The following is a 22,284-nucleotide window of genomic DNA, read 5'->3' on the forward strand; positions in this document are numbered from 1 at the left end:
CTTACAGTCAATTAAAAAAGTGAGTTTATAAAAGTTAGCCAATGCTCTCCCTTTACCGATTAAATTTGAAAGTATAATAAAAATAATTAAAAGATTTTTATGATCTCCCAATCTAACACTTGACAAAGTTTGGTTGCCAATAGTTGAAGACTGATTGAAAACCTACTTTACTGATAATCAAATAATTTATTTAGCAATTGATAGAACGAATTGGGGTTCCATCAATTTATTAATGGTTAGCTTAATTTGGGAGAAAAGGGCGTTTCCAGTATATTTTACTTTGTTGCCAAAGGGAGTAGTAATTTAACAGAACAACAAATAATCTTGTCAAAAGTTATCCCGCTTCTTGATGCAGTCGCTCATGGGGTAAACCCCATGAGCGACTGCATCAAGACAAGGAGTTAAAGTTACCAAAACCCGTGGTTTTTCCAGTTTTAATGTTGCTGGTAAGTGGCAACGTAAACTCAAAGGAAGAGCGCCGTTCGCGTAGCGTGGCCATTCGCGCAGCGTGGCCCAAAGGCCAAGGCCAAAGAAGGATGGTTTATTTTGACAAACTTTGATAAATTAGAGTTGGCAATTTCCGCTTACAAAAAAAGATTTAATATAGAGTGTTTAGAGATTTCAAGAGTGGTGGTTATAATTTAGAAAACACTAAAGTTGAGGGTAAACGGTTTATTTCTATAGTTTTATTGATATCTATAGCTTATACTTCTGCAACTTTTAAAGGTCAACATATTAAACGTAAAGGAATCCAAAGTTATGTGGGTCGTGTAAAAGAATATGGACGTATGGAGCGGAGACATAGCGGTGCGACCCAAGGCCGGGTTCCCCGGCCTTGGAGGCGCGCACCGTCCAGTTTTTACGTTGGTTTATATGGTCAAACCTGGATAAAGTTTAAGGATGTTTGTCTAGAATTAGTAACCGAATTAATGAAATTAAATCCTAATAAACGAAAGTATTATCAACGAGGTTTAAGGGCTATGTCGCTTATAGAATCTGCGTTTTAGCTTATTTCGTCACCCCCTCAGATTTTTTATACTAATTTACCACACTTAATCTAGGAGAGCCATTTATTTTTGGTTTGTGTCAGGTTAATTATTTCCTAATCACAATTACATACTAGGCGGTTTTTTTTAGGTATGCAAGGGGTTTTTAAAAGGCTTAGGGACATTAAAAATGCCTTGTGTCTTTTAGGTAGTAGTAATTGGTTATTCGTCATTTTTCCTTTGGATGCCAGCCCTTTGCCTGGAATACTATGGGATTATTATTCGATTAGATAAATAGCTAATTAGGGAAATTAGGGACATAATTATTGCTGTTTTTTCTTTTGTTATTTTATTTGTTGTGGGAGAAAAAGAATGAAGTATAGCGGTCTTTAGGGAGCAGGGACTGAGGCCGTGGGTCACGCGGGGCGCGTTCGGAGCAGGGAACAGGGAACAGGGAACAGGGAATAGGGAACAGAGAACAGAGAAGAGGGAATAGGGAGTCGGGAGTCGGGAGTCGAGGGGAGTCGGGAAATGGGTAAATGGGGAGATGGGGAGAATTATCCCGGATATTTTGGTATATTTGGATACATATTTTGAGGAGTTTCTAGGCTCTGATTTAGGTCACAGCGTCGAAGCCTGTGCTACAAAGCTGTTTGATATATGCGATCGCGAAAGTATTGGTGAAATAGTCCAGTCAATTTTCCCCGCCCCGACTGGGATCTCCCGACTGTTTGATATATGCGATCGCGTCTGTAATCGTGATCAGCTCCAGTCAATTTTCCCCACCCCGATTCCCGACTCCCGATTCCCGACTCCCGATTCCCGATTCCCGATTCCCGATTCCCGATTCCCGACTCCCGACTCCCGACTCCCGACTCCCTAATTTATTAGCAATTCAATATTTTGTTCAACCTTAAAATATTAATTAATTTAAATTAATCTCAAAAATAAGTGACCTTAACGTCGTCAAAGTATACAATAAATATATTGCAATTTTCAGCAAAAGGAAACGAATCATTATGGCTCAAAATTTCGTCCCCAACCCTGGTGATAATCCCAACCAGCCTAGTGTGCCTAAGCCCTCTGGTGAGGGACAGCGACGACGGGAACAAATCAAACATATCTTAAGTGGTTCTCCCCAAGCTGTTCGGAACACAATTTCTACACTTTATGCCGTTGGTTACGCGCAGGTTAATGATTGGAGCACACCTCAACCTACTGAAAATCCTGGAGAGGTGATCAGTATTTTGATTCGATATGTGCTGCTAGATTAAGCTAGATTAAGATAGTAATTTGCCAGGGATTCCAATCCCTGGCTAAGACGAAGCCTCAAGTTTCAAGGATAATTTAGTGTGTTGTGGATTCCGACAATTGACCGGCTAAGTAGAGCACAACTAACATGATTCGGTGGTTTCACTAGTGGCTTGAGGTGCAGCTAGGCTGTGAAGCGTGGAAAATTGCAATAAATAATTCGGTCAAGGATTGGCGTTAACCAAAACTTGACCGAATTTTTTTTAAAAGGGAAGCGGGAGTAAAAACTGAAGTAAATTCCTCTAGACTGCCTGATTTATGGGTGGTGACGGAAATTAACTCTGAAAGGTAACAGTTTCAATGTTGACCTTTGATACTTGAGTGTTGCTAGAGTTGGCTAATTCGCGATCGCGGCTTATATCATGTCCGGATAATTAATGATAAAAAACCATTTCCCTTTAGACATTACTCCTTTTCTTCTGCCAAATGCCAAATGCCAAATGCCAAATGCTTTCGATTTGCCAAAGTGTAACTATTCAACCGGAGATAATATTACCTATTCGTCAAGTCAGGTAAACCTTCAGCAAAAACTCCCCCCTTAACGAGATTGGGGGGAGGAATTTTTCCACACTAATGATCCAGTCCGTTTATGAGCTAGCTGTTGTAGGTTGGTTACCCCAAACACAACAAGACCAGAAGCCCATTAACTAAATAAAATACCGCCACTATCTGGGTCTCTGACCAGCCAGAAAGTTCCAGATGATTGTGGAACGGTGACATTTTTAATAAACGTTTACCCACCCCATTGGCATCTTTGGTGGCTTTATAGTAACTAACTTGAGCAATCACTGAGACGGCTTCTAGGAAGAAAATACCACTAATTATAAATAAACCCCAAAGGTTCCCAGTCAAAAGTCCTACTGCTGCTAGTGCTCCTCCTAGGGCTAGAGAACCGGTATCCCCCATAAAGACTTTGGCGGGATTGCAGTTGTGGGCAATAAAACCCAGGCAACTGCCACTCATACAAGCACAGAAGACCATTAAACCAAGGGAGGTTGGAGCAATCAGGGCAGCTAGTCCTAAAAATGCGATCGCACAGGTTCCTGCTGCTAGTCCATCCACTCCATCGGTAAGATTAGTAGCATTACTTTCTGCTAATAGCACAAATATACCCAGGGGCCAAAACAAAAATCCCAAGGGTAAGACGATTCCCAAGGGTAGGGTGATGTTAGTGATACTGGCTGGCTGCGTTTGTGCTAACCATATACAAAACAGTAAACTGACCACAATTTGTAAGGCCAGTTTCATTCTCGGTGACATCCCTTTATTAGAACGGCGTTGGACTACTTGCCAATCGTCCACCCAGCCGATTAACAGATAGCCAAGGGTGGCTAGGGATACCGCTAGGACTGGGGTAAAATCCTGCTGTGGGAGGAATAATCCTGACCACACCAGGGCAATCACCACCGCTACCGGCACAAAAAATATGCCACCCATGGTGGGGGTACCCGCTTTCTGTAAATGGGATTGGGGACCCTCTTGACGAATAATCTGACCCATTTTGAGTGCTTGTAGAAAGGGGACTGCTCGATATCCAATCCCAGTAGTGACCAGAGCACAGATCAACAGGGGTATGGTGATGGAGTTACCTGCGATCAGGGAGCGAGCTGCTGTCCCATCCAGAATTAATGCACCCAGAGTTAAGCCGATTGATAGAATATATAGGAGTTTAGTTCCCGTTAAGTTGAACAACTGCCCAGACAATCGTTTAGAATCTACCACAAGCCTCTTATTCCTTTGTTGAACACTCCTCACAAAGATACAATTCCCTGTATCTTTGCTTATATCCGTATAATTTACGGTTACGAGTCAAATCCTAACATCAAAGGTCTGCGATCGCTCAGGGTAGGACTGATTTTTGAAAATTTACGAGATGATCAAGCTATGACCGGATCACAGGATGACCGGATCACCGCATCACGCCATGACCGGATCACTACCAAGGTCTGGGGAGATCAGAAACACTACAGATGGTGATGGTCAGCTCGTAAGCATTCAGTTAGCATTCAGTTATCAGCGTGTCGCGTATCAGCGTGTCGCGTATCAGCTAATGGGCTACGCGCAGGCTACGCCAACAGCTTATGGGCTACAGATGGTGCTACTTGAGGTGCTATCAGCGTGTCGCGTATCAGCTTTCAGCTTTCAGCTTTTGAATAAAACAGCTAACCATTTGTTTAACAAGATTCGCGGAATTCCCCAACCTGGCCTTTGGCCAGGCTACGCGAACGTTCAGGTTGGGGATGGATAGCGAAACGACAAGTTGTGACAAATCTTGACGAATCATGCTATAATAATTATGGTTGCTGACCCGCCTGACCGACTAAAAGGCTACCTTGCAAACGGTCTAATATCCAATCAGTTTTAGGCCAAAAGGTATAAAAGTACTAGCGGAGCTCAGGGAAGAGACTTGCCCCAGCTGGTTAGTCATAGTGCTGTAATTCCAAGGTAAGTCTGTCGTGAAAGTTATACGTCCTTAGAAGGCGGATGTCTGCCTGTGGACGCTGAGTAAGACCAATATTAGCGCGGCTTTTAGAGGCGTCGGGGACGCGCGCGGGAAACCCTTTTGACGAATAAGACCGTCCCTGATTTGAGTTGAGAATTGGAAGCCCCAACCGAGAGCGTTGCAGGTTGGGGTACTTCACTCTGAGTTATTTCCACAAAGCTGTTCGCGTAGCGTGAGCCTTTGGCTGACGGCTGACCGCTGACGGCTGACCGCTGACGGCTGACCGCTGACGGCTGACGGCTGACCCCTGAATGCTTACGAACAGCTGGGTTAATCATGGCGCAACTCCACTGTGATGATCACAGCTTTAATCTAAAAAGAGACAATCTTGTTGTCGTTGGCTTAGCCCGCTGGCAATGGCTTGCAACTGGTTTTTAGAGAAGATCATTCTCTCAAAGGTTGTGATCGGTCGTCTAGAAGTGTAGCCAAAAGTCATTGAGTATCGCTCTGATCCAGTAGGTGGTTTCAGACGATGGAAAATGCTGCGTGTGTCAGTAAAAATTACTGTGCCGTAGGGTCCTGAGCAAGGGTTCCAGATAGATTTAGGCGCAATCCTTGCCATGTCTTTATCCGAGACAAAACCAGAACTGTAATAATTGTAGTTCAGGGTTTGAGCTAATGATGAGGTTAAATTTCTGGGAATATATTCAAAAGGGCCACCATCTAACCCCACATCATTCAAGTAGATAATGATTTTCACCATGCGATAGTCTTCTGGATCTACGTGCCATTGCCTGACATGTACTGGTTTTCCATCGGCAATATTCCTTTGAAGGGTTACACCAACAAAGAACACTGGAACACCAAGGTAATTTTCTACAATATCAAGCAATCGTTCGTTAAGTCCCCACTTGAAAATTTGTGGGTAACTAATTAGCTCTTCGCGATAGTTTATATAAGACTGAGTTTTCGGTATGGGCAATGCCCGTAATTTTGGTAATATATCCTCAGCATTATCTATCAGTTCCTTAGAGTAAATTCCTAACTCTTCTAAAGAAGTAACAAACGTTCCTTGTCTGTTTAGATAATTCAACAATGGTAAATCTACTGGTGCTAGGGCAGGAAGGGAATTATAATGGTTTTCTCGTCGGAGGAGATAGTCCCCATAGTAGAAATTATGTAGCATCGGTATGCGGAAAGACTCTCTCTTAATTTTTCCCGGTAAACGTTTGGTCTTTTTTCCCAAAGAATTACCAATCAAAATCATAAAATCACTAACATAGTTCTACTTAAATTGATAGAATACCATAATCAAATGTATAGGTTAATACTGAATAATTGCATTTTAATAAATCAATATTTTGAAGTTTATATTGCGGTGAAAAGTTTATAATAAGCTAAGTTTATAACTATCTCTTATGACTATAAAATATCTAGCCTATCATCGACTATAAAGTCCGGTTAATCATTTCCCAAATATTTTTTATTTGGTAATGGGTAATCGTAAACTACCAATTCCCAATTCCTAGCATCAGGGTCAGCATTCAGCAGTCAGCAGTCAGCAGTCAGCTTATTTTATTCAAAAGTACCTCAAGTAGTGTGGCACAGGCTTCGACTATCAGCCAAAGGCCTTGGCCTATGGCCACGCTACGCGAATGGCCACGCTACTTGAGGTGCTTATGCGCTATGGGCACGCTACTGTTCGCGCAGCACCTCAAGTAGCGCAATCGGTGCTTTTAGGTGCGACCCGTGGCGAATTTAATAATTAGATGCGGAAAGCGCACCTTTGAATAAAAGAGGTAAGCAAAAGTTTAATCTGAGTTATAGCACTACGCATTAAGGTTAGGACATTTATAAAAGCAGCAAAAGCTATTATAATCAGCTATTGCTAGCATGCTAGCATGCTAGCATGCCTGGCACGTAGCGCTATACCTCTGCTGCGATGGGATTCATAGTCTTTGGCTAAGAGTTAAGTTAAGATCTTCAGCCGTAAGCATTCAGCCGTCAGGGGTCAGCGGTCAGCTTAAAATAAAGCTCGTTCCCGTAGCGTGCGCATGGCCCAAACGATATAATTTAATAGTTCGAGATTAATGATAATTGAAAGTCACCAGAAAAGTCCATTGCGCATTGCGCATCGGCGCACGCTACTTGAGGTGCTTTGTGGCACAGGCTTCGACCCTGGGACTTTGCTCAAATTAAACTAATGCTTACCTCTTTTATTCTTAACGCTTTCCTCCTCAACCGTACCCATAGCGCATAAGCACCTCAAGTCGCGTGCGTGGCACAGGCTTCGACCCTGGGAGGTAGCGCATTAGCTGATAGCACCTCAAGTAGCACCATCTGTAGCGCATAAGCACCTCAAGTAGGGTGCGTGGCAAAGGCTTCGACCCTGGGAGGTAGCGCATTAGCTGATAGCTGAATGCTTACCTTCTGCCAGTAACAGGTGATATTCAAGTTCACTGGCTGAACCCATAGCAATTTGAAGAAAACGGGCTAGTTCGGCTTCTGACAAACGTAAGCATTAAGCTGACTGCTGACTGCTGACTGCTGAATGCTTACCTAATACTTAAAGCCTCAAGCCTAATACCTAGTGCCTAAGTTAATACTAATCCCTGACAAAGGTAAGGAAACTTTCCCATAAGCATCCAAAAGTTTAGGGGCTTGATGACGCCACTCCAGCATCTCTTCCATCCTGCGTCTACCTTCTGCTCCCATTTTTTCTCTGAGTTCAGGAGAATTGAGCAGTTCCAGAATTTTCTCAGCAAACTCCAGCTCGTCATTAGGCGTAGCATAAACAGATGCATTCTCTGCAGAGCGTCTTCCCTCTCGGAGGTCAAACTGAACAATAGGTTTGCCTAAGGCCATGTACTCCAAGATTTTATTCATAGTACAGTTTTCGTTGTAAGCCGATGTGGGAGACGGTTCCACGCATACATCGCAACTGGAAAGCCGCTCTAAAAGTGCTTCCCCGGTCTGAAATCCTGTGAATTCTACAAAATCAGTCAGGTCAAGCTCTTTAGATAAAGCCTTGAGGGTTTCAGCAGCAGGGCCACTGCCAATGAGCATGAAGTGAATATCTTGGCGCTTCTTTTCCTGCACGATGTAACGTACTGCCCTCAGAAGATAGTCAATGCCCTCTGGTTCCCCCATCACTCCCATATAACCTACCAGATATTGACGACCTCTGCGGTAACTCGGGTTTGAGGGCATAATCCGAAACCGTGCCAGATCAGGTCCACTGCGCACTACAAATACTTGCTCTGGTTTCTTCCCCCCTCGGGTAAGGGCGACCTTGCGATGGGATTCGTTGGTTGAAATCACCATGTCTGCTGTAGCATAAGTTAAGCGCTCAGCCCAGCGTAGACCATGATAGAAGATATCTTTTCGTCCATACTTGGCGATGTACATCTCCGGAGCCAGATCGTGGTGATCGAAGATTACTTTTACGCCCCGAAACAATTTAAACCATCCCGCCACTAGGAAGATTAAATCTGGGGGATTGCAAATGTGGATAATGTCAAAACCCTGCTCTCGCCATACTTGGCAAGCTAAGCGAAATTGCCAATTTATAGCCCAGCTGTACTCTCGAATATAGCCAGTAACGGAGCTTTCTTCCGGTGGTAGGGGATGGCGATAAATATGAATCCCTTCAATGACTTCATAATCTTTGTCAAACCCATTCCCTTTGGGAGAAATTGTAGTAACTTGATAGCCAGCTTTCTGTAAGCTAGTGGCTTCCATCCATACCCTTCGGTCAAAGGGTACAGGTAGATTTTCGACGATTATTAATACTTTAGAAAATGAAGTCATTAAAATTTAGTTCCTTAATCAAATCAGTAAAACTAATCATTAAATATACTTTTAATGATAGATGCCGAAGTGATGTAAAATATAATTGTATTGTTAATAACTTAAAAAGTTGATCAACTTTTATCATCTAGGGGTGCTTCCTTCAAGGTTTTCTCAACAAGTACCGAAGAGCTATATATTTGTTCCACAACATTCTTAAATTCAAATTTAGTTGGTTGCGCCCATGCCCTTTCACTCAACTGCTGTCGCAATTCTGAGTTTTCTGCTAGTTCTACTAAGGCATCACTAAGCCTCTGAATCATAGCTTCTTCCGTCAACCCATCCGTTTTTATCACCCGTCCACAGGTTTCATCCACTATCACTCCTGGTCCTCCTAAATCGAGGCAAACTACAGGTAAGCCATAGGACAAAGCTTCTATGACAACTGTACCGGAAGTTTCATGGAGACTTGGGAATAAAAAAACATTATGGTGTAGATAGGCTGAAATCAATTCTTTCTGATCTATCCAAGATATCCAGTCTACAGCATTCTGGATTCCCAACTGCTCGGTGAGTCCTTGCAGCCACTTTTCTTCTGGACCTCTGCCAAGGGCTGTTAAACGGGCATTCGGGATCTTATCGAGCAGCTGCGCAAAGGCTTTTAGCCCTAGATGTAAACCTTTCCAAAACAACAACCGTCCTACAAACAGAACCCGGAAAGTTTCTGTTTCGGTTGACTTTCGTTGAATTCCCTCAGGGATAGTAGTCATCCTACAGGGAGGCACATTAAAAATAACTTCAGATTTATGGCGATAAAATTTTGGAATAAGCGACCGTGTTTGCTCGGAGTCAAGATAGATTTTTGATGCCTTAGTAAAGGTCAAGTGCATCAGGGGATTAAACTGAATCCAGCTATTGGCTAGGTCACGACCAAAATCAAGGATTTTGCCCATCAAGGGGTAGCTTTTCCTGAAACGCCAAGGTGTTCTTAGTCCACCAGCTAGTGGACCCAAAATGAAAGGGAGTCCTAGAAAACCCATGAAGCTATAACGTCGCACACAGCTATTTGTGACATGATGCACACAATCAAATGCCACTTGCTGGGTCAATAATTTGGCAGTCTGATACGCACCCCACTGCCAGTGGAACAAAAGAATTTCAACGGTGATACGCATAGCAATAATCCCAAATTTATTTCCTTTAAATATCCACCTATTAAAGGAAAAAACTGGTAAATTATGGTAATAAAAATTCAAATTATTGAGGGAGTTTTTAGAGATGAATTGCTCAATACTGGGCTGATTGTTGGCTTCAGTAATCACCCAGACTTCATGCCCCATCTGTGAGAGTTGAAGAACCCACGACCAACCAAGTTCATCCTCAGAACCTTTTTCAGGATTGCAATTGAAAGCAGATATCAGTATTTTCATCTTAAATATTTTCCGAAAATGGTAATTAATTTTCTGAGCTGTACCCAGATCGGTTAGATATCTAGAGCAGTTGTTGTTATCAACATCTGAGCCAGGTAAGTTTTAGACAGAAGAAGCCTGAAGTCATCAAACTACATACCTATAAATATATATTAATGTATATATTTATGTTTTTATTTTAAGACTGAACGATAGACCTCGCTCATAGAAGTCCAATAATTTTTGACATCTAGGGGAACAACACTCGTTCTTGCTTTAGCTCCTAAGGAAATTCTCAAAGACTTATTTTCAATCAGAGACTTCAAGGTATCTGATAGCTGTTCAATATCCCCTGGATTTATGATTAGTCCATTCTCTGCGTGAGTAACTACCTCGGGTATCCCCCCTACTGGTGTGGTGATCACAGGTAAGCCCCAACCCATTGCTTCCAGCAATGCCATCGGCAGACCTTCGTTGTAAGACGGCAAGACAAATATGTTAGCTTTTGCTAAAAGAGCATCCCGTTGCCCTGAGTCTATCCCGCCAGGGACTTTGATATAGTCTCCTAAATCCAGACTCTCAACTAATTGACAGGCTTGTTCTACTTCTCCATCCCCTGCTAATATTAATTTTGAGCAGGTTTTATGTTCAGGAGGGAGGGAGGCAAATGCCCGGATCAGATCAAATACTCCTTTGCGTTGACCGATTTGTCCCAAAAAAACCAACATTATCTGGTTGCAGCTTGTGCGCTCTGGAATTTTCGAGGGGAACTCTACTGGGTTAGGAAGGATTACAACCTGTTCTGCTTTTAGTCCGAAACTAGACTGGTAAAAGTTTTTCCAGCTCTGTGATAGAACAATCAAGTAAGCAGATTGTCGAAACAGCGAGCTAATTATTCGTTTAGCCCATTGAGGCAGCCCAGTGTAAAACAACTTATACTCGCTACCATGGGCGTGCAAAACTACAGGGACATCAAACGCTAGTGCAACGAGCATCAAAATCATTTTCCGGAGCGTGCTACCCCTTTGACAAAAATGCACGTGAATAAGATCAGCTTTTTTTCTTGATAACTTCCACAGCAACTTGCCTAGAGCTTTCCCAAAAGCTAAGATCTTACGAGTAATTGATCCGTTTTCCCCATCAGTACAGGTAGTAGGAATGTGCTGAATTTGAACGTGAGAGGGTGCATTACGAAGAATAAGTTTCTGCACTGATGCGATACCACCCTTGATCTGAAGGTTGTCACCTAACATTAATACCTGCCATGCCACGACAGAAACAGGATTTTGTGTTTTAAGTTCTAAAGTTTTGTCTTGATTTGTGTCTTGACTTGTGTCTTGACTTGTGTCTTTAATTATGTGTAAAGACGGATAGTTAATCATAATTTTTCATAATTTTAATACTTTCAGGACTGCTGCAGTAACTCTACTTGTATGGTTACACGCCGTGTGCTCCTACTACCTATAGAGTTTCAAGTCCAGTTTTGGGTAAATCCTGACTTTAAGGCCCTCACCAAGGCTATAGGGTTAAATAGGTAGTTAAATCGGTAATCAAATCCACTTTGTCCACCTGAGTGCCCAAACTTTTTCAACACCATAAAATGGAGCTAATAGTAGTGTGAGTGCAACCCATACTGGTCCGACTATGTATAACCAAATACCGCCACGATGACGTTTGATAAAACCCTCCAAGGGATAACGTAGTCGTCTATGCCAATAGGTTAGAGGGATCCATTCTTTGGTGTAAGTTTTGTATATCTGCTCTAATTCATAAGTGGCTTTTACACCAGCAATGCTGGTTTTATTATCACCACTTACTGGAGCAATGCTTAGCACCTCGTCGATAACGCGCCAGCGCACACCACAGGAGTAGAAATAATTAAATAGCTCAATATCCATGGTGTACTCATAACTTTCATTTAAAGGTTGAGGTCGATCAAGCAGCTTGCGCCGATAAAAGCAGCTAGGTTGGTGAATTGGACAAGCAACAGCGATTAAGTCAATTTGTTTGAGTGTAGGAGCTTTGATGTAGATCTGGTTTTCTGCATCCTTGATCATAGGTCGTGAGCCTAATCCTAAGGGCAAGACTCGCCCAAACAGGCTCATCCAAAAATTAGCTCCCTTGAGTGGTTGACCTAAATTTTCAGTCCTATATTCAATTTGGCTGCGACCAACTAGGACATCAATATCAGGTGACTCGGCAAAGTATTTGCCCACTGTGTGCAAGGCATCTGGTGCTAGGAGGTCGTCACTGCACAGCCAATTAACGATATCACCATTACACTTAGCAAAACCTTTATTAATGGCATTAGATTGACCATTGTCCTTCTCACTAACCCACCAGGTAATGTATGGTTCAAACTGCTTAATTACCTCCACACTGTTGTCAGTGGAGCCGCCATCCACTACAATGATTTCCAGCTTGGGATAGTTCTGATCGATTAAGCTTTGCAACGTTGCACCGATAGTTGCTCCGCTATTATAGTTAGGAACAACTATCGAAATGGTCGGAAGTTTGGCTAAGTGAGGGGCTTCTTGTTCACAAATGGTACTTTGCTCTGAATTTGTCATGGCTTACTATCCCGTTTAAATTAATGAAATAAATTAATAAAATAAACTTTTAATTATCAGGATAAGTTTAATGATATAGCATTTAAAATTATCTCATTAAACTTAATACTTAGTTAGTAGATAGCGTTTATCGTACTTATGAGGTACAGTCAATTTTATTTCCCCTACTCCCTACTCCCTGCTCCCTACTCCCTGCTCCCTACTCCCTGTTCCCTTTACCCATCAAATCTAGTTTCACATCTCAACTAAAAATGCTAGATCAGACTTGGGCAGCTTTCATTAAGTGGCGATTTTTGACAATTCGACTCTGGTAAACACCTGCGGAAAGAGCGGTTGATACGTATACAGTCCACAATATGTCCTCGACAAGAATTGATGGTTCTAGGCTAAAGTTAGCAATACTGAAAAATATTAGGTAGAGAAACATCCATAAAAATTCTATTTTTTTCCTTAAGCTTAGTAATTTAATTATCCTAAATAATGCCGTCAATAAACTAACCACAAAAAGTAAAACACCTAAAAATCCAAGTTGCAGAGCTAACTCAAGATAACCACTATGAGAATGACCATGTCCTCCATGGGCAAGCCATGTAGAGTTGATTACAGAGTAACCGGCGTCGGAAGACCAGAATCCCTCAAAACCGTAACCTAACCAAGGTCGTTCTAAAATTCTCTCAAATAACAAAGTCCAAATAGGTAAACGCCCGTTAAATTCAAGATCTTTGCCTAGAGTATCAACTACTATGAATTCCAGGTTCCATAAAATTAATATAGATGCAACAAAAGCCAGTAGAGCTGAGACCATGTAAAGAAAAGTTTGTAACTTATAGTGCTGTTTTACAAACTTGTGAAGGGGCAGGAGGGTAATCATAACTAAAAAGATTACCAACGCTGATTTTCCTTGAGAAAGCAGGAGCATCAAAACAGACAAGCTAAATCCAGCCCACCCTACCCAGCGATATTTCCGGTGGTTGAGGGCGGTCAATAAAGACATTATGGCATTTAGGGACATCAGACGAGCCAAATGATTTTTATGCCTAAGGATACCCTGAGCGGGAGCTCCCCCGAAGCCATTACCTAGAGTGACCAATAAGCTTAGAATCGCCACTATGCCTAGCACCCATGCCAGAAGACGCATTTGCTCCTTAGGGTTATAGCGAGCTGCTAAGTATCCTCCGAGGGCAGTTGCACGTAACACAGCTCTAAGTAATGCTGGAATACCGGGAACGGCAGACCATGCAATCGACCACACAGCAGTCCCCACTAAGCATAGTAAAGGTATATCCTTTGTAAAAACATATGCAACTCTTTTCCATCGCCAAATAAGTAAAAAAAACAAGATTAGATAGCTAGCAAGTTTTAAAAGCGTAAGTATAGAGCCTGGTATGTCAAGAAACATGCCAGAAAATAAGCAGATGCCAATCAGAAAAGGTTCTAACTTTAGCAAAAAAAAAGTTATTAATTGATTAGGCGATAACCTTTTTAAATTCACCATAAACTATCTATTAATACGACTTTTATAGCCCTAGTTATCTCAGGAATAATATCTCTCATATTAGTTATATAGCGTTGCTCGCAGTTATGAGGTACAGTCTTCTTTGACACTGATTCCCTGTCTTGATGCAGTCGCTGATGGGGGGAACCCCCAAGACCGCGCTGCATCGCTTAAAACCCTCTTTACTATTGCTAGCATGCCTATTGCCTATTGCCTTAAAGGGATAAGTAATGTCCCTCACTCGTCCTGAGAACTGCTATAATTATACCCCCGATAAAATTTCATTAAAAAGAGATAAGTAGCGTCTTGCTTGAATTTCCAAGGTAAATTCTTTTTCTACCTTCTCGCGGGCGCGGTAGGATAGTTTTTGATGTCGCTCTGTGTTCTCTAGCACCCAAGCAATTCCTTGAGCCAGAGCCTCAATTTTGTAAGGTTGGGCTAAATAGCCGTTTTTCTGGTGCTCAATCAGATCGGGCATCCCGCCAATGTTGAAGGCGACGCAAGGAGTTCCACAGGCGATCGCTTCCATCACTGTGTTTGGCAAGTTATCTTGAAGGGAAGGGGCAACAAATACATCTGCTGCTGCATAGACTAGTGCTAGGGAGAGATCATCGCTCAATGTACCTAAGTAGTGAGTCTTAAAACCAAACTCAGGTGGATTGTCTGGCTGAGAGTCACCAAAAATAACCAACTCTAGTTGATCTCGCCACCCGGATTGGCTCAGCTCTTGCAGCGCTGGTTGTAACAATTGAAACCCTTTTCGTTTGTCACTAGTGGCATTTACTGCTCCAAACAGAATAAGTTGCTTATCCTGGGGCAAACTAAGTAATTCTCGCGCTACCTGCTGATGGATGGGTCTGTACTTTTGAGTATCAATCCCATTGGGAATTAGCTCAATGGGCAGATCCTGGAAAAGGGAACTGGCACTGGCACATTTGGCTAACCATGAGCTAAGGGCGACAACTGTCAGGTCAAGATTTCTCCAAGCCTTGGCTTTGCGCTGCCATACCCAACGGGATAAATCCCAGTCTTTGCTGCTGTGAAGTTGAGGACAAGCACCACAGGAGGCTGTATAGCGATCGCAATCGTGATTGTAGTGACATCCCCCTGTGAATGGCCACATATCATGAAGAGTCCAAACAATCGGTCGCTTTAGTTTCGCAATGGTTTCAATTTGCACATAGCCAGCACAAATCCAATGGAGATTAATAATATCGGGCTGAAGTCGGGCAACTTTGGGGACAACTGCATCGGGAAGCCACTGGGTAGTAAACGTGGTATCTTCCCGTTGAGGGTAAAGCTTTTGAGGTAAAGCGCCAAACGTCCATCTCATCCTGGCTAGGCCCTCTTTCAACTTGATTGTCGGTCCAATTACTGTTTGATCATGACTAAATTTTTCCTGCACTAGGATTTGGGAATCTAAATTAATGCTTTGCAAGCCCTGATGTAATCGATAGGCAGCACGAGCAGCTCCACCAGATATATCGAAACTACTAACAATTAGAGTCTTCATGGTTTAATACCTTCCATGAATAGTGAATCAGGTTTACGCACTTTGCCATCAACCATATCTAGACCGTAGCTATTAAAATCTTGAATACGGCTTGAATCAGCACTACAAACGCGCACCTCCACAAATCCTGAGCGCTCAAGCAGTCGTCGTAAAGAAAAGCGGTCATACATCCAATAATGAATTTCACCTGAATTCCGAAACAACCCTACTTCAAATGCCCGTCGTGCTTCATTGCCTGCGATCAGAGTCACTAGATATTTGGCAATACTATTTCTGAGATTAAAGCTTCTAAAGGTTTTGTAAAACCAATAGGCATCCTTAGATGCTAGTCGCTCTATCAATGATTGTTTTTCAGAGTTTTTATCCAAAAATAGATCGGCATTGCTACCGATACGAGATACTATAAACTCTTTATTAGTAAGATTAGAGTCAGCTAGATAACTAGCCATTTCACCACCTTTAACGTGGCGAACTGTCTGGTCATAAAGTTCTAACATTATCCAGTCATAGTTAGCCTCTGCTTCCGTAAGACCAGACTCAACCTGTTCTAGAGTAGAGATATAATTTCTAGCTATTGATTCTAGATCAGGGACAACTGCCCTAATTATTCCCCGTGGCTTAAGAACACGCCAACACTCAGCCATAAGTTGATCAGCTTCATGCTGCTTGAGGTGTTCTATTACATGAGAACTATAGCAAGCATCAAAATAAGCATCAGGGTAGGGCAAATTTTTCCTGATATCATGATTATCAATATGGGATGATTGTGGTGCTAAATCAACGTTCGTCCACGCAGGATGATTAGAATATGTAGAGCCACAACCTATATTTATTAGTTTGAACATATACTTACCATAAAAATCACATCACTCAAGATAACTATTGGTTCATAAGACCTCTTGGCAAAGGATTGTTTGGATACGACTTTATCAAAACAATCTGAATATTAGTTGGTGTTATCATAAATCATCAACCCCAATGATGATTTATTTGTCAATGCTATAAATAAAAAATGATATCATGCTTTTCAACAGGATTTTTTATTTGTCATACCAAGTTATAGTTTAATATTAACTAATAAATTATTTTCAAAAAATATAATGAATTAACTTTTTTTGAAAATAATTGTTAATTCAACTTTATTTTAATGCTGTCAGCGACATCAAGTTTTGCCTAGGTTATAAAACTTTTTTAATATTTTTTGTATTTTTTTAATTTTCGAGCGTTTAATAAAATTTTCGTAATAGTTTTTATCATAATCTCGATCTACCGCTGTAAAATTGTTATATTGGATCGGAAAGTTAAGACTTAGTGTTTTAAGTTTTGCTAGTTCGTTATCCGTTGATAAGGTATGAGTTGCATCTTCACCAAAACCAATATTTGAAATCAGGTTTACAGCAGGAACAACTGATAATCCAGACTGGGCAAGTATTGCAAAAGTCCATCGGTAATCCCAAGTATCATACTTACCGTTTAGTGTATATTCAAAAGATTTTTTAAGTGCTTTGTAATGCTCTTTATTTGCCAAGACATCCCTGATCCGATTTTTGATCTCAGGATTTGACCAAAGACTCATATTAATATCATAATAGTTCCATGCCCTTCGCCAAGAAGCCCAACCCCAAGTTGCAGTATAATATGAGAAATGATAACTCTGAATATCAGAGTTCCATTGACCTAGAAAGTTACTACCACTAATGAGCATGATTCGCTCATCATCTCGATATCTCTCTAAGAGATTTTCACAAAATGGAAAAAAATCGGGATGTGGAAGACAATCATCTTCAAGAATAATTGCTTCTTCAACGGTGTTAAAAACCCAGTCTATGCCACTTGACACTCTCTGACAGCAGCCCATGTTTACATCAGAGTAGTTTTCCAAAACCTCACAATCCCAATCGACGCGCTCAATAATTGCACGAGCTGCAGCACACTTTTCTGCTTCACCTGGTCGATCGGCACGAGGTCCATCAGCAATGACTAAAAGTTTGGGAGGTTTGGCTTGGCGAATTACCTCAAATACTCTCTCAGTAGTATCTGGTCGTTTGAAGATTATGAACGCAACTGGAGTTTTCATCTCGATCTATAGAATTAATCTAGAAATTATTAGTTTTCAATAGCGACCTGTTAAATACTATTTAAAATAGTCTGAAGTTTCTCTATGAGCTGATCAGTAGAGTGAAGACGTCTATAACCCTGAAAATCCGGTTGCACTTCTTGGTTATATTTTTCCAGTTGACTACAGAGGCGACCGATAGCATAAATACATTGCAGCACATCCCCCTCATTGATACTTAAACCCAATTTAAATTTGCGAACTCTCTCTGCCATACAAAAGTTGCTGCTCACAATCACAGGTTTTTCAAAGACTGCTGCTTTAGTCAGGATATTGCTACTGTGGGGGAAGTTATTATAGGCAGCAAATAAGATATCGCAATTACTAACTAAAGCGTTAAATTTTGCTTCATCAGGAATACGCTCAAAATAAAAAAAGCAGTTAGGTAACTTTAAGTTAAGAATAGTCTGGAGTCTGGCTTGCTCCTGGGAAGTGTAGGTCTGCTTGGATAACTGACCAGCGAAGACAAAAAAATAGTCTTCTTTCACCATCTGCTGAGCAACTTCTAAAAGTGTCAGAACTCCTTTGCGCTTGGATTGTACCCCTAGTAATCCAATGATTTTTTTGCCATCGGCTTGGGCTTGAATTTGTTTCACGATTGACCAATTAAAGTCTGGGGCTGACTCGTCGGCAAAATCGGGAAAAGTAATTACATTTTTACCATTGATTTTGCTTTGTAATTTGTTAGCAATCCCTTCGTCGAGAACAGCAATAGCTGGGCAATGAGAGGACTTTAAAACACCATGAGGTTTTAGAGGACCTCTATTGATAGACCAAAACTTTTGTTTAAGCCTCAAATGACGAGGGTGAAAATAGAGACCAGACCAACGGTAAGGGAAAATCCTGTCTACTACATGGTGTAGCAGGTAAGGTGCTAAGCAACTATCAACCCAGGGAAAAAACACTAGATCGGGTACTTTACCAATCTTCGATGAAGCATGCTGAATGCTAACTTTGGCGTAGCACCAACGTTTTACTGCATTCAGGGCTGCGCGAATTCCATTGATCGGAAATGAGCTAGGCTCTGGTGTTTGACATTCAAAAACCTGGAATTGCTCTTGATACTTAGAGCAGTTAAAGGCAACCCATTCACTCAATTCTGATGGTTCTGGGCAGAAGGCTATCACTTGATGACCAAGCTCAAGCAAAGTTTTGGTGAAAACCTTGAGGTATATTGGACGGTGCCCATTCCAATTTTCCTCAATTAGAGCAATGGTTTTCAAGGTTATAACCTCTTAAAATAGTTACATCTCACGACCAGCTAACAATACATACTGATATAAATACTGGCTACCAGAATTTTCCTTTTCCAGATTTATTGATATGCTCTCTCTAATACTAATTTCAAAAAATATTGCTCACATTTAATCACCCACCACATGAAATTGATATAGCAAAGGGAGTAGGGAGTAGGGAGTAGGGAGTAGGGAGTAGGGAGTAGGGAGCGGTGCGACCCGTGGCGAATTTAATTCGCCACGGGTCGCACCTCTGCATCGCTCCTAAACTCCGAAACGTAAGTCTAAGCTGACTTCTGACTTCTGACTTCTGACTTCTGACGCTAAGCGTAGCGCTATATGAGATGCACCCCTGTTGACGGATGCGATCGCATTCTAGTTTTGTAAGACCTGATGATATAGGTCGATATATCGCTGGGCTTGCAGCTCTATTGAGTATTCTTCCAAGGCAATAGCACGACACTGTTGTGCCATGGTTTCCCGTAGATGTTTGTCTTCCAGTAGCTGCACAATGCCATTACAGAAATCTTGAGTATCCTCTGGTTGAGCTAAATAACCAGTAATACCAGGACGTACTAAATCGGGAACGCCGCCGATTTTGAAAGACACCATGGGTGTACCACAAGCCATACTCTCTTGCAGCACCAAGGGAAGATTGTCCGCACGGGTGGGGAAAAGAAACAAATCAGCAGCAGAATAGGCAATGGCTTTAAAGCGATCATTGCTGGCATAACCAAGATTCAATGCTGGCATGCCAACAGTCTCAGCAATGGTTTCGCCACCACTACCAAACGTTAGCACTACACTTTCAGCCTTGAGGGACTGGGGTAGACTTTGCAACGCTTTCAATAGCAAATCGCCGCCCTTGCGGTTCTCTGCTAAGTTTGTTGCTGCAAACATCAGAACTTTTTTGGACGTGGGAATGCCGAGTAGAGATTTGCAGTGTTTGGATTCGAGAGGCTGATAGACTTCGGTATTAATACCATTTGGAATATGGTGAATCCCAAAGCGGTTGAGCATACTTTGCTTAGCTTGCTCACCAAGCCAGCGACTGGGAGTGACAATTGTTAAGTTTGAGTGACTATAAGCCCAGTTTTTTAGCTTCCACTCTATATGAGTGTTATCTTTTGGAATAGCTGGGTAAGTATCTAGATCGGGACACTTGCCACAACCACTTTTCCAGCGATCGCAGTCATAGCTATAGGCACAATGTCCCGTAAAGCTCCACATATCATGGAAAGTAAACACAGCAGGTTTACGTTTAGTTAATGAAGGGATTGCTAGATAGTTAAAGTATCCACTACTGGCACCATGAAGGACATGAAAATTGAGGACATCGGCGTTTTTGTAAAAGCTGTGCTTAGGAATATTAAACGTGCCCAGTTTATTAATATAGTAGAGTCCTAGTTGTTGGGTAATCGGGGCAGTTAGTTTATCTAGAATGGCTAAACGGGGAGCAGAATCTACGCGATCACTACTAGTTTTGAGCCTCCAGACTAACAAGCGTGAGTCTGCGCCTTGACCCAGCAAACCTTGATGGAGTCGGTAGCCTGCGATCGCGGCTCCTCCAGAAATATCAGACTGATTGATATGTAGGACTTTCATGGTGCTCGGTGAGGTACTTTTGATAAATGCTAGAAGCTAATGTGCATTTAAATTGGTTATTTCCCGTTCTCTGTTCCCTGTTCCCCGTTACCTTTGAGGAATTTAGGTATCCCAATCTAAATGCTGAACAGCTTAAGTGGAATAGCGAACAAAGCGATAAATCTGCAGCCGAGATTAAGATAATCGACGTTGCTGAATAATAGAATGATTTTAAGAGTAGGTGCGCGCCTCCTAGGCCGCGAGGGATTGCTCGCGGCCTTGGGTCGCACCTGTAGAATGGGCATCTTGCCCGTTCGATATCTTGCCCTTGCGGGCAGGATGCCCACTCTACTCCTATCCATTACTTAATTCAGCAACGCCAGATAATCCATTGGTAATGATTGCAGGTACTTCAACTTTGTTGATTGCTGCTCTTAACTCCCCCTCGTGTTCCAACCTACCAGCTGCATAATTTTCATAGAAAAGCTTGGAAGTAATCTGGTCGCCAAAGCCAACAATACTTGGAACATTAAACAGTAGCTTTAGGGACAGACAAGCTGTACTGACGGCAAACACCCTGGGTTGATTATTTCGGCTTGAATCTAGGGGGAGGAAAGCTTCGGAAAAAAATACCTCAAATGGCAGAAAAAAGAGGTCTGGTTCTGATAAAACTATTATTTTATCAAACAAGTAAGATAGGGCATACTCCAACTTCTGGAGTTTGACATTGTCATCTCTAGGATGGGGTTTTAGCACCAGTACTGTGTTTGGCTCTATACCTTCACAGATCAGGAATTCACGGTAAGCAGCGATTTCATTCTCCAGAGACATTCTACCCGCCTCAGACAAATTTGAAGTGAGTAAGATTGAGACGGGAGACTCAGCAATGTTCTTGCGAAACTGGAGAATGTATTCTGGGTTTACCAAACCCCTCAGCTTTTGAAAAGTTTCGAGAAGCCACACCTTATTTAAGGTGACAGTTTTCATGGGAGGTGATTCCCCAAAAACGTCAGGCAATACAAAATAACCGATATCAAATTTTAGTCTAGGTTTTAGGGACGTTTTTATTTTTAATATCGTCTTAACTTTATTTAATAAAGATTTATATCTGGCTTGTATATAGTTAATTAAATTAGGCTTATTTTCTTGAGTTTCTGGAAACAAAGCTTTTGAATTTACTGAAAAATAAAAGCCAATACTATCACCGTAACAAATTTTTTGTGCCGATTTGTAAATATTAATAAGTAGCTTATTTCCAAACATCCAATTCCGGCACAGGTAAATTTCATCAGCCCTGTTAGTGCCAACCATTTCATGGACCATACGGAAAATTTTTGATGGGCTGGAATAGTCTAATCGACTCTCAATATCACTGAGCTGCTCAGGGGTGATGTACACAATTTTATGCCACTCACCCACTAACTCTGCTATAGTTTTGATAAAGGCGGCAAATTCATCAATTTGCCCTGGGGGAGAATAGAGATGATAAATAACAAGGTAGTCTTCGTATTTAATATTAAGGTCTTTTTGCTCTTTTTCTCTGTAACTAAGGACTGATAAGGCAGTCACTAGTTGAATGCTGCCTTGACAGGTAATGATGCGTTTAACAAGTTTAGGATTAGTCATTTTGTTTATGGGAATATTCAGCGTTGCTCCTGGTTAACAGACAAAAGTCTTAACCCTCCCAAGCTGAAGGCTTGCAAAGTCATAGCCAATCCGCTTTGATAACCCCCCTTTAGCCCAGACGAGAACGAAGTCGCGCGTCCACAAACTTTCGTCCGCACCTCAAGGACTAAACTATAAAGGGGGTTTTTAACGCCGATTTGGTATTAT

At 41.8% G+C, this 22,284-nt stretch carries 20 protein-coding genes and 1 pseudogene; 5 read left to right on the forward strand and 16 right to left on the reverse strand.

Going from position 1 to position 22,284, the window contains the following annotated elements; translation table 11 throughout:
- Positions 1–34 precede the first annotated feature (34 nt).
- The 3 genes and pseudogenes from LYNGBM3L_RS03620 to LYNGBM3L_RS03625 all read left to right on the forward strand — a co-directional run.
- Positions 35–1,007, forward strand: a pseudogene (locus LYNGBM3L_RS03620) (transposase family protein); the annotation flags it as partial.
- 526 nt (positions 1,008–1,533) lie between these two features.
- Positions 1,534–1,869: a hypothetical protein gene (locus tag LYNGBM3L_RS39585; protein ID WP_131826985.1), complete on the forward strand. Its 336-nt coding sequence runs from the start codon at positions 1,534–1,536 to the stop codon at positions 1,867–1,869.
- Positions 1,870–2,005: 136 nt separating this feature from the next.
- Positions 2,006–2,260 carry a hypothetical protein gene (locus tag LYNGBM3L_RS03625; RefSeq protein WP_008179228.1) on the forward strand — a complete coding sequence of 85 codons (255 nt, stop codon included), beginning with the start codon at positions 2,006–2,008 and terminating at the stop codon, positions 2,258–2,260.
- Positions 2,261–2,909: 649 nt separating this feature from the next.
- On the opposite strand, the gene mraY is transcribed toward LYNGBM3L_RS03625, so the two are convergent.
- A complete protein-coding gene (mraY, locus tag LYNGBM3L_RS03630) occupies positions 2,910–4,019 on the reverse strand; it encodes a phospho-N-acetylmuramoyl-pentapeptide-transferase (protein ID WP_008179230.1) in 1,110 nt (369 codons plus the stop codon).
- Between the two features lie 15 nt (positions 4,020–4,034).
- Between mraY and LYNGBM3L_RS39590 the strand changes: the two genes are divergently transcribed.
- Positions 4,035–4,274 (forward strand): hypothetical protein, encoded by a 240-nt coding sequence (locus LYNGBM3L_RS39590; RefSeq protein WP_131826983.1) that lies wholly within the window; start codon positions 4,035–4,037, stop codon positions 4,272–4,274.
- A 552-nt stretch (positions 4,275–4,826) separates the two neighbouring features.
- On the opposite strand, the gene LYNGBM3L_RS39595 is transcribed toward LYNGBM3L_RS39590, so the two are convergent.
- From LYNGBM3L_RS39595 to LYNGBM3L_RS03690, 14 genes are all read right to left on the reverse strand, one after another.
- Positions 4,827–5,078: a hypothetical protein gene (locus LYNGBM3L_RS39595; protein WP_131826982.1), complete on the reverse strand. Its 252-nt coding sequence runs from the start codon at positions 5,076–5,078 to the stop codon at positions 4,827–4,829.
- 29 nt (positions 5,079–5,107) lie between these two features.
- Positions 5,108–6,007: a phytanoyl-CoA dioxygenase family protein gene (locus tag LYNGBM3L_RS03640; RefSeq protein WP_008179234.1), complete on the reverse strand. Its 900-nt coding sequence runs from the start codon at positions 6,005–6,007 to the stop codon at positions 5,108–5,110.
- A gap of 1,137 nt (positions 6,008–7,144) precedes the next feature.
- The gene (locus tag LYNGBM3L_RS48340) at positions 7,145–7,252 is read right to left on the reverse strand and encodes a four helix bundle protein (protein WP_008179236.1); all 108 of its coding nucleotides are present in this window, start codon (positions 7,250–7,252) and stop codon (positions 7,145–7,147) included.
- 68 nt (positions 7,253–7,320) lie between these two features.
- Positions 7,321–8,481 (reverse strand): glycosyltransferase family 4 protein, encoded by a 1,161-nt coding sequence (locus tag LYNGBM3L_RS03645; RefSeq protein WP_008179237.1) that lies wholly within the window; start codon positions 8,479–8,481, stop codon positions 7,321–7,323.
- A 182-nt stretch (positions 8,482–8,663) separates the two neighbouring features.
- Positions 8,664–9,959 (reverse strand): glycosyltransferase family 4 protein, encoded by a 1,296-nt coding sequence (locus LYNGBM3L_RS33610; RefSeq protein ID WP_008179240.1) that lies wholly within the window; start codon positions 9,957–9,959, stop codon positions 8,664–8,666.
- Between the two features lie 173 nt (positions 9,960–10,132).
- Positions 10,133–11,320 (reverse strand): glycosyltransferase family 4 protein, encoded by a 1,188-nt coding sequence (locus LYNGBM3L_RS03655; protein WP_008179242.1) that lies wholly within the window; start codon positions 11,318–11,320, stop codon positions 10,133–10,135.
- Positions 11,321–11,488: 168 nt separating this feature from the next.
- Positions 11,489–12,508: a glycosyltransferase family 2 protein gene (locus LYNGBM3L_RS03660; protein ID WP_008179244.1), complete on the reverse strand. Its 1,020-nt coding sequence runs from the start codon at positions 12,506–12,508 to the stop codon at positions 11,489–11,491.
- A 259-nt stretch (positions 12,509–12,767) separates the two neighbouring features.
- Positions 12,768–14,003 carry an O-antigen ligase family protein gene (locus tag LYNGBM3L_RS03665; RefSeq protein ID WP_008179246.1) on the reverse strand — a complete coding sequence of 412 codons (1,236 nt, stop codon included), beginning with the start codon at positions 14,001–14,003 and terminating at the stop codon, positions 12,768–12,770.
- Positions 14,004–14,265: 262 nt separating this feature from the next.
- The gene (locus LYNGBM3L_RS03670; RefSeq protein ID WP_008179248.1) at positions 14,266–15,516 is read right to left on the reverse strand and encodes a glycosyltransferase family 4 protein; all 1,251 of its coding nucleotides are present in this window, start codon (positions 15,514–15,516) and stop codon (positions 14,266–14,268) included.
- A complete protein-coding gene (locus tag LYNGBM3L_RS03675) occupies positions 15,513–16,361 on the reverse strand; it encodes a class I SAM-dependent methyltransferase (protein WP_008179250.1) in 849 nt (282 codons plus the stop codon). The genes LYNGBM3L_RS03670 and LYNGBM3L_RS03675 overlap by 4 nt, the downstream gene beginning before the upstream one ends.
- A gap of 317 nt (positions 16,362–16,678) precedes the next feature.
- Entirely contained in the window at positions 16,679–17,593 is a 915-nt protein-coding gene (locus LYNGBM3L_RS03680) for a hypothetical protein (protein ID WP_008179252.1), read from the reverse strand.
- Positions 17,594–17,643: 50 nt separating this feature from the next.
- Entirely contained in the window at positions 17,644–18,855 is a 1,212-nt protein-coding gene (locus tag LYNGBM3L_RS03685) for a glycosyltransferase (RefSeq protein ID WP_008179253.1), read from the reverse strand.
- Positions 18,856–19,000: 145 nt separating this feature from the next.
- Positions 19,001–19,126, reverse strand: coding sequence for a hypothetical protein (locus tag LYNGBM3L_RS48345; protein ID WP_267871980.1), 126 nt, complete (start codon positions 19,124–19,126; stop codon positions 19,001–19,003).
- Positions 19,127–19,242: 116 nt separating this feature from the next.
- Entirely contained in the window at positions 19,243–20,472 is a 1,230-nt protein-coding gene (locus LYNGBM3L_RS03690; protein WP_008179255.1) for a glycosyltransferase family 4 protein, read from the reverse strand.
- Positions 20,473–20,498: 26 nt separating this feature from the next.
- On the opposite strand from LYNGBM3L_RS03690, the gene LYNGBM3L_RS42730 reads away from it, so the two are divergent.
- Positions 20,499–20,672: a hypothetical protein gene (locus LYNGBM3L_RS42730; protein ID WP_008179257.1), complete on the forward strand. Its 174-nt coding sequence runs from the start codon at positions 20,499–20,501 to the stop codon at positions 20,670–20,672.
- A gap of 133 nt (positions 20,673–20,805) precedes the next feature.
- Here LYNGBM3L_RS42730 and LYNGBM3L_RS03695 read toward each other — a convergent pair whose 3' ends face one another.
- Positions 20,806–22,077: a polysialyltransferase family glycosyltransferase gene (locus LYNGBM3L_RS03695; protein ID WP_008179259.1), complete on the reverse strand. Its 1,272-nt coding sequence runs from the start codon at positions 22,075–22,077 to the stop codon at positions 20,806–20,808.
- Between the last annotated feature and the right edge of the window lie 207 nt (positions 22,078–22,284).

The organism is Moorena producens 3L (assembly GCF_000211815.1).
GTDB lineage: Bacteria > Cyanobacteriota > Cyanobacteriia > Cyanobacteriales > Coleofasciculaceae > Moorena > Moorena producens.